Genomic DNA, 10,890 nt, shown 5'->3' with positions numbered 1-10,890 from the left:
CCGGAGGCGGACCAGTAGGGGAGGTCGATCGCGGCCACCGGGTTGAACGCCGCCTGCACGCGCTGGATCTGCGGGTTGCTCCACGGATCGGGCAGATTGTCCGCGCCGTAGACCGGGCGAGTGTTCTCCTCCGTGGTGAAGTCGGTGGTTCGCACGCCCGGCACGACGCTGGCCCAGGCGGACAGCAGCGTGTACGGACGCAGGTCGCTGGCGTCCTTGCCGCGCTTGGCAGCAGTCGCGGTGGCGAACCACTCGAAGCCCTGCCTGGTGCTGCAGGCAGGCCAGATGTACTCGCCTTCGCCGTCCGGGCGCCCGGAATGGCGATTCAGGGCCTCGCCGTAGCGGCCGACGCCGTCCAGGTAGTGCCCGAAGATGGCGAAGTTGGAGTAGTTCATGGCCGGGTACCGGCTGGGCGAATCCGCGCCCGGGCCGGCGTCGATGCTGATCGGCCGGGTGCCGTCGTTGCCGTTCATCGCCGCGTACAGGTCCTGTTGGAACGACTGTGAGTCGTTGTTGTTGGAGCTGGGCTCGTTGATCTGGCTCCAGCGGATGATCGCCGGATGGTTGCGGTCGCGCAGGGTCAGCGCCCGAGCGTGGGCCACCATGTTGGTGCGTCCGGACACGAAGTCCTGGGAACCACTGCGGATGGCGGTCTCGTCGATGACCATCAGGCCCATCTCGTCGGCCACGTCGAGCATGTACGGGCTGGCCGGCTCCATGTGTATGCGTACCACGTTGTAGTTGAGACGCTGGTAGTTGTCCACCGCCTGCGGCCAACCGCCGTTGCCGGACGACGGCGGCAGGAAACCGGGCAGGGTGTCGAACGCGTCGCTCTTGCCGCCGTTGTTGATCCGGTCGTAGTTGGCGCCCTGCAGGCTGTCGCCACGGAAGTTCACCCGCACGCCGTTGAGGTAGTAGTACTCGCCGTTCTGCGTGCTCTCCCGGAACCCGAAGCGGTACGTGGCGTCACTGGTGCGGCCGTCGTCAGCGGTGGCGTGGATCGCCAGGCGGTGCAGTTGGGCCCGGTACCCGGACCGGTACGGCACGTTGGGCCACCAGTACGAGGTGGCGCCGAGGTCCCACGCCACGGGGCCCACCGTGACCTTCGCCGTCGAACGGGCCGCCACCGTCACGGTCTGCTGCGGCAACTGCGGGTAGCTGAAAGAGCCCGCGCCGTCGGACGTGATCGACCCGCCCAGGGTGACAGTTCTGGTCGCGGCCGAGGAATTGGTCACCGACACGTCGTAGCTGAGGGTGCGGTTCGCCACCGAGGTACGGACGAACGCGTCGCTGACGTACACCGCCGGATACACCCGCAGGGACGCGGACCGGTAGATGCCCTGCGGTACCGCCTCGGACCAGTCGGCCGCGATGGGGACCAGGTACTTGCCGTCGGACGACCGCAACGCACCGCGGCCCTTCACCTGCACACTGATCGTGTGGGTGGTGCCCGGTGCGGCGTAGCTGCTGATGTCGAAGTTCGACGAGGTGAACGCGGTCGTCTGGGTCGCCACCACCCGGCCGTCGACGGAGAGCGTCGCCTGGTGGTTCACGGCGCCGAACTCGATCCAGGTCGACTGCGGTTGCCCCGAGTCCGGCACGGTGATGCTGCGCGAGTACACCGCCTCGGTCACGTCGGTGAAGCCCTGCTTGTACCAACCGCCACCGGGCACCGTGATCGAGGTCGTTGCCCGACCCGCGGGCGTGAAGCTCCACGTCCCGCTCAGGTCGACCGAGGCGATCGCGGCGTTACCGGCCGCCACACCGTCAAGTCCGGCGGCCGCGACACCCTGCGTCGCGACCGGCGCGGCCAGGGCCGACCCGGGGGGTGCCACGGTCAGACCACCCAGCGTCAGGGGCAGGGCGAGCGCCACGGTCGCGGCCAGCCCTCTGGCTGACGCCGACAATCTGCCGCCCCAGCGGACGTTCGCACGATGCACGGAAACCTCCTACGGCTCACCCGACAGCCTCATGACGTCAAGTCAAGGTGTATGTACCGGCTGTAGTCGAATCGATTCGACGATGCACCGGTGTCGTCGACCACCCGGGCGGGTGAACACAGCCGACATGTAGATGTGATTAACCGGCAACATGGGGCGCTGAGTCAAGCATTTCCACTCATCTATCTTCTGGCGGAGCCTGAAATCCCATCAATGCTTACAAAAGCCGCAGCAAAGGTAGGATGAAAGGCCCGTCGACGCACCGGGCCTCCGACCGAGGTGCCTGTGGCGACCTCGGCATCCTGGCTCTGTGATCAGGCGGCCCCGCGTTCCCGACGGTCTCCTGGGACGTCGAATCGAAGCGCTCGCACGTGACTGCTCGAACCCGTTTGCGGGCTCAGACGGTAGGGACTGTTCCGCCATCGATCACGTACTCGGCGCCCACGATGGCCGAGGCGCGGTCCGAGACCAGGAAGCCGACCAGGTCGGCGATCTCCTCAGTGTTGGCAAACCGTCCCAGGGGTACGCCTCCGAGGGAGTCGTAGATGCTCTGCTTGGCCTGTTCGCGGCTGATCCCGTTGCCCTCGGCGATTCGGTCCACGAACCTCTCGTAGGCCTCCGTTTCGATCCCGCCGGGGCTGATCGCGTTGACGCGGACGCCGCGCGGGGCGAGCTCGTTGGCGAGCCCCTTGCTGTAGGTGCGCAACGCGGCTTTCGCTGCCGCGTAGGCCAGGGACGCCTCGTACTGAGGAAGTTCACGCTGGATCGAGGTGAAGTGCAGCACGACCGCCGACCCGGACTCGATCATCGCCGGGAGGAGAGCTCGATCGAGCCGCACCGCTCCCAGGAGGTTCACGTTCAGCTCGATCATCCACTGCTCGTCGGTGATGACCGCGAACCCACCGGACGGCGTCGAGGCACCTCCGACGACGTGCACCAGGATGTCCAGTGCCCCGCCGGTCTCGGCGATCCGGTTGGCCACCGCCTTCGCGCCCTCGACCGTCGAGGTGTCCGCCTCGATGAACCGGTCGGGGTGCTCGTACCCCTCGGGCATCGTCCGGGCCGTCACGTAGACGTCGGCGCCCATCTCCCGCAGTCTCTCGACGACGGCCTTGCCTGAGCCCTTCGAACCGCCCGTGACCAACGCACGTCGTCCATCGAGACGATCGCGATCTGACGTAGGCATTCTCTCTCCTCTGAAGATTGACGTGGTACGGGTCTCGTCAGGATCCGTGGTTGGCGATAACGAGTTCGGTGACGACGTCCTCACGGATCGTGAACCGGTAGTCGAGCTCGGCGACACCGCCCGGGAAGGTTCCCGCAAGCCGCAGGGTCACCACCCAGTGGCCGTCGTCGATGCGGGCAGCACCGATCTGCTCGGTCGTGTACTCGAACTCGGAGCCGGCGTCCCGCAGGAACGCGTAGATCTGCTCTCGGCCGCGGAAGGACTCGCCCTGATCCACGGCCACCGCGTCCTCGGCGAAGAACGACGATGCTGCGTCGGCGTCGCGGACGACGTGAGCGGCGAGGAAACCACGGACGGTGGTTGGGAGTGGATCGGACCGGAGGTCGTTGCGGTGTGTCATGAACCCACCGTGTGGCCTCGCGGTGCAGGAGGGTCAAACGGTGGACTCTCCCCCTGGGGGAGCCTTCATACTGCGGGGGTGCTGACGATCGGGGAGTTCTCGCGCCTGACCCACCTGAGCGTGCGGACCCTGCGTCGGTACCACGAGGGCGACCTGCTGGAACCCGCCGTAGTGGACGAGACCTCCGGCTACCGCTACTACGCCATCGAGCAGATCCCGACCGCTCAGGTCATCAACCGGCTCCGCGAACTCGACGTCCCCCTGGCCGACGTGCAGCGGATCCTGCGGTCCCCGGACCCCGGTGTCCGCGCGACCCTGATCGCCGACCACCTCCAACGCCTGGAGGCCGAACTCGACCGCACCCGAGCCGCGGTCGCGTCGCTGCGCCGCCTGCTCCGGCCCGACCCCGCGCCGATCAAGGTGGAGCTCCGTGCCGAGCCCGCCCGCACGGTCGCGGCGGTGGCGGCCGTGGTCGACGAGGGCGAGGTCGAAGCCTGGTTCGCGGGCGCAATGGCCGAGTTGGAGGTGGCCGTTGGCGACGCGGTGACCGGTCCACCGGGTGGCACCTACGACAACTCCCTGTTCGAGCAGGGCCGCGGTCACGTGTTGGTCTACCTACCGACGGCCGCTCCGCCTCGTGCCGGGCGGGTGCACGCCGCGACCCTACCCGCCGCGGAACTGGCAGTGGCCACCCACGTTGGCGAGCACGATGGCATCGAGGTCACCTACGGCGAGCTCGGTACCTGGGTCGTGAAGAACGCGATGTCGGTGGCGGGGCCCGTGCGGGAGGTCTACCTCGTCGGACCGCGAGACGTCAGCGACCCGGCCGCGTGGCGCACCGAGATCGGGTGGCCGGTGTTCCGAGTGACCTGAGTGGGTCGGCTCACACCAGCGTCTTCGGCCTCGCGCGGAAGTGGACCTGCTCACCCTGCTGGCCGAACAGGCTGAGGAACTCGGCCCCGTCACCGTCGAGTGTCCCGAACGCTCCGGCCTGTTCAACGCCGCACAACAACTCGGCGGATCAGTCGGCCTCGCCGTACTCGGCACGGTGTCTCCGCACTTCGCCGGGCAGCGCAACGAGCAGGTGATCGAACCGATCACCACAGCGCTTCCGGGCGACCCCGGGGGCGTACAGCGGGCGCTGTTGCAGGCCACCTTCACCGAAGGAGTCACCCACGCCTTCCTGGTCGGCTCCTTCCTCCTGCTGATCGCGTCGCTGATCGTCTGGACGAACACCCGCATGGGCACCGACGGAACTCACCTGGGCTGAACATCGGTCTCCAACTGGACTCGACCACATGGATTGGACGGGACTGCCGAGGCGCGGCATCCAGCGGCGCGTAGTGATGTGTTCGGTGCGAGCAGCGGCCTTCGCGCCGACGATGCCGGCAGTACGCGTAGGTGATGCCGTCCGCTCGAACGGTGGCGGGGCCGGCGACGGTTGGGTCCTGTGGTCGTCGGTCCGGCCAGCCCGCCGGGTCTCAACGGGGGTCACTCCCTGCCAACGCGGGTGGACCCGCAGGTCGTTACACCGACCACTCGCGCCCCCGTAGCTCAGGGGATAGAGCATCGGTTTCCTGAACCGTGTGTCGCAGGTGTCCACAGGTCGATGGCCTGCGGCCTTCTGTCTGCTGGCCGTGCGTGCCGATTGCTGTGCGGCGTTGCTGCGATCGCTTGCCGAAGATCAGCTGGATCGGTGCGGGTCCAGCGTTACAGGGTCATCGCCGCGGCGAGTCGGGAGCGGCTCATCCTCGGCGGGTTTCTCCTCGTCGAGCAGTTCACGGCGCCATTCGGCGAATCGGCTACAGAGATCGTTTAGCGTTCGGCCGGCGACGCCGTACTGGGCGAAGTCGTCAGGATCGAGCAGCGCGGCTTGTCCGAGAGCGTCGGCGAAGACGTGCCGGTCGAAGCCACGGTCGGCGCGCTGCGCGAGGGCGAGGAGGGCTTCGCGGGTGTAGCGACCGGATCGGAGCGCGGCGTCGATGTCGATGAAGTCCCGGGCGAACGCCCGCCCGTAGAGGGCACTCATCTTGTTCGCGACCGCGTCGTCCGGGTGCAGCACCGGTCCGATCGCCATGAGGATCGGTTCGTTGGCACGCCAGTCCACGCCGAGTTCGACCTTGGAAACCCGCACACCGTCGGTGACCGCCAGCCGAGCGAAGGTGTCGTACTGGCGCTCGGTCTCGACGGTCAGGCCGTCGTCTCGGTAGGCGTGCACGACGGCGGTGACCGCGGCGGTGAACTCGTTGCGGCGGTCCCAGGCGGTGAACAGGTCGATGTCCTCACTGGGCCGCTCGACAAGCCCGGCGGCCTGAACCGCGTAACCGCCGGCCAGAGCGAAGCCGTATCGATCGGCCGCCCCGAGCCCGGTACGGGCGAGGCGTTCGTGGAAGGGGTCCACCGCTACGCCGCGTCGCTGCGGGTCGCGGCGAGTTCGGGAGAGGTTTCCTCCCAGCGCTGGCGGAGCTGGGGCGGCAGCCAGAGGGTGGGCCAGAGCCGACGGAGGAGGTCGGCATCGAGCCAGGTGTTCAGATCCTCGACCGTGCTGGCTTCGGTGAGCACCACCTTGTACATGCTGGCCAGGCGTGCGGGCCGGTTCAGGTCGTACTCGGCGTGCCCGGACCAGTCCAGATGACGCGGCAGCGTCACCGCGCCTTCGGTCGGGCCCTGCAGTTGCGCAAGGGTTTCGGCCACCACGTAGGGCCTCCGGTCACCGTAGGGCCGGTAGTCCGCCGGCGGCTGGGGTGACGTCCGGCGCCGGCTGATGTTGGTCGCCCGCCGGACTTCCGGTCGTAGCGCCTGACGGATCGTCTCCCGGCTGTACCCGGTGACCCGCTGCAGATCCACCGGCCGCCAGCCGGCCGCGTGGAACGCCCGCAGCTGCTCGTCCCGCTCGGTCAACGCGGCCGCGCGAGTCGCCTCGTACCTGGAGACAACCGCATGCAGCTCATCCTCGGAGAACCGACCCATGCCAACAGCCTACTACGCTAGGCCCAGCACGCTTGGCTTCTTCCCCCGCATCCTTGCAACCAGCGGGTAAAGCTACTGATCCCGATCGTGTTGGTGGTGACGGGCGCTCTACGTGGGCATGGGAGGCCCGCCGCGTTGGTACTGAGCGAGGCGGATCAGCCGGCGGCTTACCGCTCCCTGTTACTCGTTCTACCACGCAGTGATGATCGCGATCGGATGCGCTCATGTTCTGGTGAAGCCGAGCGCCCGGTATCCGGGCATGCGGCGTGGGAGTGACCGCCGCGCAACTACGCACCTGGGTCGTCGGGCTACCCGCCCGGGACAAGGACGCCATCTTGACCAATCTGATCACCGGCGGCGACAGCCACCTACGTAACCGACTGCTGCGCCGCTACCGCGACGCCCATCCCACCGACGCGTCCACCCCGACGGCCGACGAGTTGGGAGAGATCGTCACCAGCCTGCCCGGTATCGGCACCACCCTCGCCGCCGAGTTCCTCGCCCACGCTGGCACCCTCACCACCTACCCGAGCGCTGCGGCGCTCGCCGCGCACGCCGGGCTCGCGCCGATCTCACGCGACTCCGGCCGCAGGCAGGGTCATCAGGTTCGGCCCCACCGCTACCACCGGGGCCTACGCCGGGTGTTCAGCATGTCCAGTTTCACCGCGCTGACCCACTGTCCACGGTCACGCGCCTACTACGACAAGAAGAGGGCCGAGGGAAAGACCCACCGCCAAGCCACCGCCCCCTGTCCAGACAACGCCTCAACGTCCTCTGGGCCTGCATTCGCGACAAGACCCCCTACCAGGCGAAACAAACAAGATCAGCAGAGGTAGCGCCGTGCGAACTCGCGTAGAGACTCCCTGGGCTGGGCGAACAGGGGTCCGGGTGACGCGGGTGAACGCGGGCTACTCCCTGCCACCCCAGGTGAACCCGCAGGTCGTTACACTGACCACTCGCGCCCCCGTAGCTCAGGGGATAGAGCATCGGTTTCCTAAACCGTGTGTCGCAGGTTCGAATCCTGCCGGGGGCACGTCACAGAACTGCAAACGCGCAACGCGACCCACCGACCACTGACAGTGGAGGCTGTTTTCGCATTCGTGTAGACGATCAAGGATGCCTCGGCCGAGTGGCCGGGGCATCCTTGCCTTGGCTCGATGCACGGGCCCCCGCGCGCGCCCGGATCGCTGCTTCCGGATGCTGGATGCGGCGCCAACCACCGCTCAAGCGACGCGGAACTCGTTGCCTTCCGGGTCCTGCATGACGACGTGGCCGAGGACGTCGCCGTACCGCTCCTCGCGGATCACCGTCGCGCCGGCCGCATCATGCGGCCGGCGCGCTGCGGCCCGTCGAGGGGCGGACGGCTCAACCATGTGCGCTCAGGAGGCGGGTTGGTCGCTGGGGAAGAAGATCTTTTCGATCTGGTCGTGTTGGGTGTGCAGTTCCCAGTAAAGCGGCGCGATCTCTTCCGGTGCGGTGGCACCCGGTTGGCGGCCGATCCACGCGCCGATCGCTATGTGGCCGACCTGTACTCCTCGGGGAGCGGTGGCGGCGTGCAGGCCGTGGGCCCAGTTGCGCAGCCACGCCGCCGCCGGGGCGACGTTGCCGAACATGTCGTGACCCATCTCCGGGCGCACGGACGAGGCGCCGGTGGTGAACAGGATCGTGCCCGAGCCTCGGGCGAGCATCTCCGGCAACACCTCGTTGACCGCCGCCACGGCGCCGTGCACGTAGAAGTCGAGCTGGATCTGCACGTTGTCGTGGGTCAGCTCGGTGGAGGAAGCCATCGGCAGCGCCGAGTTGGCCGGCGAGTATTCGAGGACGTCGATCTGCCCGAATTGCTGCTTGACCGCCGCGAGGCCGGAGACGATCGATGGCCGGTCAAGCACGTCGGCGGCGAAGGCCGCCGCTTCGACGCCCTGGCCGGTCAGTTCGGCCACGACCGGGTCCAGCTTGGCCGGGGTACGCGACAGCAGCGCGACCTGGTGGCCTTCCTTGCCGAAGGTCTGGGCGATGGCGAGCCCCATTCCGGGACCGGCACCCATGATGGCGATGGTAGGCACAACTTCTCCTTCGGTGACAACAGCGTGGTGAACAAGGGTGGTGAACAGCGGGATTCGGTCGGGACCGCGTGCCGCTCGAGTTGGGGAGGCGCACGAGGTGCAGGCGGGGCGCCGCGGATAACTGCGCGGCGGCGGCGTGCCGTGCTGGTGTCAGTTGCTGATCCGCAGCTCCTGCTGCGCGTATCGCAGGTCGTCGGCCTGAGTGAGCATGAACTGCGCGAGGTCGGCCCGAGAGATGCGTGAGCCGACCCGGTCTCCGGTTCCGGTCCCGGTGCGCACCTTGACCCTTCCCGAGCCGGGCTCGTCGTGGGGCGCGGTGACGACCACGATGGTCCAGTCTCGATCCGAGCCGCGAATGGCCTGGCCCACCTTGACCGTCTCGTTGACCATGGAGCGGGTGGCGGGTAGCCGCCCGAGCAGGGCGAAGCTCGCGCTGCGCACCGCGCCCAGCAGCGGGTTGCGGGGAATCATGATGCTTGGTCCCCAGCTATAGATGAGCCTGCTGATGCCGTAGGTGCGCATCGCGGCCAGGATGGTGCCCGTTCCCGACGCGAGGGGCAGGTCCCGGGGCCCGCCGAAGATCTTGGGGCTCAGGGCGGCGAGGACGGCGTCGGCGCCCCGGACGGCGTCGGCGACGGCCGCCTCGTCGGTCAGCTCGCCCTGCGCGACCCGCAGCCGTTCGTGGCGCAGGGTCAGTTTCGCCGGATTGCGCATCAGCGCCACCACGTCGTGCCCGGCGGCGAGTGCCTGCTCGGCCAGGTGCATGCCGGTGCGACCGCTGGCACCGAAGATGGTCAGTTTCATCAAGTCTCCCGAGCCTGGTCAGAGCCGAATCGCGGCACGACTCCACAAAATGAGGATGGCCTCACCTTGTGGCGAGCGTAGCACGGAAGTCGAGGCATCCCTCAAGTTGGTAGGCTGTGGAGCATGCCCCCTGAACGCGCACCAGTCGCGACCGCGACCGCGGCCTCCGCTCCCGCCCGGCGGCTGCGCCGCGATGCTCAGCGCAATCGCGATTTGCTGCTGGCCGCCGCCCGGGCCGTGTTCGCCGAGCACGGGATGCAGGCGTCGCTGGAGCAGGTCGCCAAGCGCGCCGGGGTGGCCATCGGCACGCTCTACAACCACTTCCCCGCCCGGCTGGACCTAGTGCAGGAGGTCTTCGCCGGCAAGCTCGCGATCTGGGTCGCCGCCGCCGAGCAGGCCCTGAGCATGGACGACGCATGGGAAGGGCTGTGCCTGTTCCTGGAAACCATGTGCGAACTCCAGGCCCGCGACCGAGGCTTCAACGACTTCGCCTCGATCCGGCTGCCAGAGAACGCCTGCCTGGCCGGCCAGCAGACCCGGATCCATGACCTCGGCGTGCGCATCGTCGAACGGGCGCGAGAGCAGGGCCACCTCCGGCCCGACCTGGTACCCGAGGACCTCGCCTTCGTCATCTGGTCCCACAGCCGGATCATCGAGGCGACCGACGGGATCGCCCCGCACGCCTGGCGCCGCCACCTGTACCTGATGCTCGACGGCTTCCGCGCCGAGCGCGCCCACCCGCTCCCCGAACCGCCCCTGACCCCCACGCAGCTCTACCGCGCCATGCTCCGCCTCGGCGGCACCGACTGACTACCCGGACGCGCCGAGCCGGTGACCGTCATGCCGGACGAGTGCGTTCCCAACGCCTGGCCGTCAGCGCACGAAGCGCCCCTCCGGAACCGCCAACCTGCAACCGTCTTGGCAGCTCGAACACGAGGTCAGACCGCGCATCGGCCCAGCTCAACGCGGGCGACGCCACGGGCAAGCCCTGCAGGCTTGTCTCCAGCCGGGGGCGCCAGGCAAAACAGAGATCCTTGATCATGGGCTCGGCGGCTTTGGGTGCACGGTGGGCGCACGAGCTCCCCTTGGAGATCGTCCCGGGCGTGTTGGCGGGGGCAGCAAAACGCCCGGTCGCCAGCTCAGGCGTCACCCGGCCTGCCGCGGGTCGTAAGGCCGCCCAGTTGCCGGCGACAAGCGGGCCAGGGACTTGATGCTCATCTATGCAATGTGAATCACCCCCAAGAACCAGCGGTCACGCTAGTGGGCGGTCGGGTCCGCGCTGCGGCATGTCGAGGACGGTTCGCTGTGTGTCTATGCGGTCCGGCGACGTCACGAGAGCGACCCTCGTGCCTGGCGGTGACCTGCTCGGTGGCGTGCCCGAACTGGGCTGCTGCGTGCTTGGCGCCAGCCTCCTTGTCGATCAGGGTGGCGATCGTCTTGCGGGAGGTGTGCGGCGTGCGCCCGGTGTCGGCTCAGCCCTGCCCGACGTGATGACGTTGTCCGTGCCGATGCGCCAGCGTCTCGCAG

The 10,890-nt window shown here is 68.3% G+C and carries 10 protein-coding genes, 2 tRNA genes and 3 pseudogenes; 6 read left to right on the top strand and 9 right to left on the bottom strand.

Features of this window, described 5'->3' with window-relative positions:
• The 3 genes from AB0B57_RS27845 to AB0B57_RS27835 all read right to left on the bottom strand — a co-directional run.
• A partial coding sequence (locus AB0B57_RS27845) for a glycoside hydrolase family 2 TIM barrel-domain containing protein (protein ID WP_357075957.1) occupies positions 1–1,940 on the bottom strand: 1,940 nt, incomplete at its 3' end.
• A gap of 397 nt (positions 1,941–2,337) precedes the next feature.
• Positions 2,338–3,126, bottom strand: coding sequence for an SDR family oxidoreductase (locus tag AB0B57_RS27840; protein ID WP_357075954.1), 789 nt, complete (start codon positions 3,124–3,126; stop codon positions 2,338–2,340).
• Between the two features lie 37 nt (positions 3,127–3,163).
• Positions 3,164–3,526, bottom strand: a complete 363-nt coding sequence (locus AB0B57_RS27835; protein ID WP_357075951.1) for a nuclear transport factor 2 family protein — start codon at positions 3,524–3,526, stop codon at positions 3,164–3,166.
• A 78-nt stretch (positions 3,527–3,604) separates the two neighbouring features.
• Between AB0B57_RS27835 and AB0B57_RS27830 the strand changes: the two genes are divergently transcribed.
• The 3 genes from AB0B57_RS27830 to AB0B57_RS27820 all read left to right on the top strand — a co-directional run bounded on the left by AB0B57_RS27830 (position 3,605) and on the right by AB0B57_RS27820 (position 5,190).
• Positions 3,605–4,399 (top strand): MerR family transcriptional regulator, encoded by a 795-nt coding sequence (locus tag AB0B57_RS27830; RefSeq protein ID WP_357075948.1) that lies wholly within the window; start codon positions 3,605–3,607, stop codon positions 4,397–4,399.
• Between the two features lie 40 nt (positions 4,400–4,439).
• On the top strand, positions 4,440–4,796 hold the full coding sequence (locus AB0B57_RS27825) for a hypothetical protein (protein ID WP_357075945.1): 357 nt from the start codon (positions 4,440–4,442) through the stop codon (positions 4,794–4,796).
• Between the two features lie 270 nt (positions 4,797–5,066).
• Positions 5,067–5,190, top strand: a tRNA-Arg gene (locus AB0B57_RS27820).
• Between the two features lie 95 nt (positions 5,191–5,285).
• On the opposite strand, the pseudogene AB0B57_RS27815 reads toward AB0B57_RS27820, so the two are convergent.
• A pseudogene (locus tag AB0B57_RS27815) lies at positions 5,286–5,927 on the bottom strand (nucleotidyl transferase AbiEii/AbiGii toxin family protein); the annotation flags it as partial.
• A gap of 2 nt (positions 5,928–5,929) precedes the next feature.
• The gene (locus AB0B57_RS27810; protein ID WP_357075942.1) at positions 5,930–6,496 is read right to left on the bottom strand and encodes a hypothetical protein; all 567 of its coding nucleotides are present in this window, start codon (positions 6,494–6,496) and stop codon (positions 5,930–5,932) included.
• Between the two features lie 281 nt (positions 6,497–6,777).
• Between AB0B57_RS27810 and AB0B57_RS27805 the strand changes: the two are divergent.
• Positions 6,778–7,352, top strand: a pseudogene (locus AB0B57_RS27805) (transposase); the annotation flags it as partial.
• Positions 7,353–7,456: 104 nt separating this feature from the next.
• Positions 7,457–7,529 (top strand) — tRNA-Arg (locus AB0B57_RS27800).
• A 190-nt stretch (positions 7,530–7,719) separates the two neighbouring features.
• Here AB0B57_RS27800 and AB0B57_RS27795 read toward each other — a convergent pair.
• The 3 genes from AB0B57_RS27795 to AB0B57_RS27785 all read right to left on the bottom strand — a co-directional run bounded on the left by AB0B57_RS27795 (position 7,720) and on the right by AB0B57_RS27785 (position 9,363).
• Entirely contained in the window at positions 7,720–7,869 is a 150-nt protein-coding gene (locus AB0B57_RS27795; RefSeq protein WP_357075939.1) for a VOC family protein, read from the bottom strand.
• Between the two features lie 6 nt (positions 7,870–7,875).
• Positions 7,876–8,559 (bottom strand): SDR family NAD(P)-dependent oxidoreductase, encoded by a 684-nt coding sequence (locus tag AB0B57_RS27790; RefSeq protein ID WP_357075936.1) that lies wholly within the window; start codon positions 8,557–8,559, stop codon positions 7,876–7,878.
• 150 nt (positions 8,560–8,709) lie between these two features.
• Positions 8,710–9,363 (bottom strand): NAD(P)H-binding protein, encoded by a 654-nt coding sequence (locus tag AB0B57_RS27785; RefSeq protein WP_357075933.1) that lies wholly within the window; start codon positions 9,361–9,363, stop codon positions 8,710–8,712.
• A gap of 123 nt (positions 9,364–9,486) precedes the next feature.
• Here AB0B57_RS27785 and AB0B57_RS27780 point away from each other — a divergent pair, with 123 nt between their 5' ends.
• Positions 9,487–10,173: a helix-turn-helix domain-containing protein gene (locus AB0B57_RS27780; RefSeq protein ID WP_357075930.1), complete on the top strand. Its 687-nt coding sequence runs from the start codon at positions 9,487–9,489 to the stop codon at positions 10,171–10,173.
• A gap of 536 nt (positions 10,174–10,709) precedes the next feature.
• On the opposite strand, the pseudogene AB0B57_RS27775 reads toward AB0B57_RS27780, so the two are convergent.
• Positions 10,710–10,820 (bottom strand): annotated as a pseudogene (locus tag AB0B57_RS27775) (site-specific integrase); the annotation flags it as partial.
• Positions 10,821–10,890 lie beyond the last annotated feature (70 nt).

Origin of the sequence: Micromonospora sp. NPDC049101, from assembly GCF_040648675.1 — a bacterium.
Taxonomy (GTDB): Bacteria; Actinomycetota; Actinomycetes; order Mycobacteriales; family Micromonosporaceae; genus Micromonospora.
The sequence above is the reverse complement of the archived record's forward strand: the minus strand, read 5'-3'. Positions and strand labels throughout refer to the sequence as shown.

What these genes read in the sequence shown, in the direction of transcription:
- AB0B57_RS27840 (WP_357075954.1), bottom strand. Translation starts at nt 3,126, where the DNA reads ATGCCTACGTCAGATCGCGATCGTCTCGATGGACGACGTGCGTTGGTC.
- AB0B57_RS27810 (WP_357075942.1), bottom strand. Translation starts at nt 6,496, where the DNA reads ATGGGTCGGTTCTCCGAGGATGAGCTGCATGCGGTTGTCTCCAGGTAC.
- AB0B57_RS27795 (WP_357075939.1), bottom strand. Translation starts at nt 7,869, where the DNA reads ATGGTTGAGCCGTCCGCCCCTCGACGGGCCGCAGCGCGCCGGCCGCAT.
- AB0B57_RS27780 (WP_357075930.1), top strand. Translation starts at nt 9,487, where the DNA reads ATGCCCCCTGAACGCGCACCAGTCGCGACCGCGACCGCGGCCTCCGCT.
- AB0B57_RS27785 (WP_357075933.1), bottom strand. Translation starts at nt 9,363, where the DNA reads ATGAAACTGACCATCTTCGGTGCCAGCGGTCGCACCGGCATGCACCTG.
- AB0B57_RS27835 (WP_357075951.1), bottom strand. Translation starts at nt 3,526, where the DNA reads ATGACACACCGCAACGACCTCCGGTCCGATCCACTCCCAACCACCGTC.